Genomic DNA, 1,195 nt, shown 5'->3' on the forward strand with positions numbered 1-1,195 from the left:
CCGCCGCCGCCCGGCGCGGGCCGCCGGGGGCGCCCCCCCCCCCCCCCGCCCCCGGGGGGGGCGGGCGCCCCGGGAAGCCCGTCGGATAGGTTGGCCCACCGGACGGCCCGCGCACCGCGGGCCGGTGCACGGCCAGGGGGACGGGGGAGCCGGTGGAGTCTTTGCGGCCCGGTGACCTGCCGGAGATCGGCGGGTACCGCCTGCTGGCACGGCTCGGCGAGGGAGGGATGGGCGAGGTGTTCCTGGCCCGGACCCCCTCCGGCCGGCCGCTCGCCCTGAAGACCGTGCACCGGGAACTGAGCCTGGACCCGGACTTCGCCGAGCGGTTCACCCGGGAGATACGCACCAACGACCGGGTGCGCAGCGCCTGGACGGTCTCGGTGGTGGACTTCAGCCCGCCGGGCGCGCTGCCCCAGTGGCTGGCCACGGAGTACATCGCCGCGCCGTCGCTGGCCGACTGGGTGCGCGGGCACGGGCCGCTGCCGGAACCGGCCCTGCACTGCCTGGCCGGGGAGCTGTCGGCCGCGCTCGTCACCGTACGGGCCGCGGGCGTCGTCCACCGCGACATCAAGCCGGCGAACGTACTGCTCGGTGCGGAGCGGCCGTTCCTCATCGATTTCGGGATCGCCCGCGCCGCGCGCGACCCGCGCCACACCCGGACGGGTGCGGTCATCGGCACGCCCGGCTACCTCGCGCCGGAGCAGGCCGTCGGCGCCGTGGCCGCGGCGCCCGCCGACGTGTTCTCCCTCGCCGCGGTCCTGGTGTACGCGGCAACGGGCCGCGGTCCCTTCCTGGCCGGCGGCGAGGAACTCTCCCTGCCGGCCCTCCTGTACCGGATCGTGCACGACGAGCCCCTGCTCGACGGCATGCCGGGATCTCTGCTTCCGCTGGTCCGGGACTGCCTGGCCAAGGAGCCCGGCCGGAGGCCGACGGCAGAGGAGGTACGGGCACGGCTCGGCGCTGCGGAGGAAGGCGGCTGGAGCGCCGCGGTGCCGCCGGCCCTGGCCGCGGAGGCCGGCCGCCGGGAGGCCGAACTGCGGCGGCTCCTGAACGCCTCGCAGCCGCCGGCCGCGGCCCCGCCCGTTCCCGCCGCGCCGCCGCGGGTGCCGCCGCCGGCGCAGCCCCCGGTCCCCGGTACCGCGCCCGCCCCCGCGCCCGCCCCGCCCGTCCCGCGCGGGGGGGGCACCCCGCGGCC

General features: G+C 79.2%; 1 protein-coding gene. It reads left to right on the forward strand.

All coding sequences use genetic code 11. The features are described 5' to 3' along the window. Window positions 1–152: 152 nt before the first annotated feature. Window positions 153–1,195: serine/threonine-protein kinase (locus ACFXA3_RS42830; RefSeq protein ID WP_385197015.1), on the forward strand; the 1,043-nt coding region annotated here is incomplete at its 3' end.

The organism is Streptomyces sp. NPDC059456 (assembly GCF_042750055.1).
Taxonomy (GTDB): domain Bacteria; phylum Actinomycetota; class Actinomycetes; order Streptomycetales; family Streptomycetaceae; genus Streptomyces.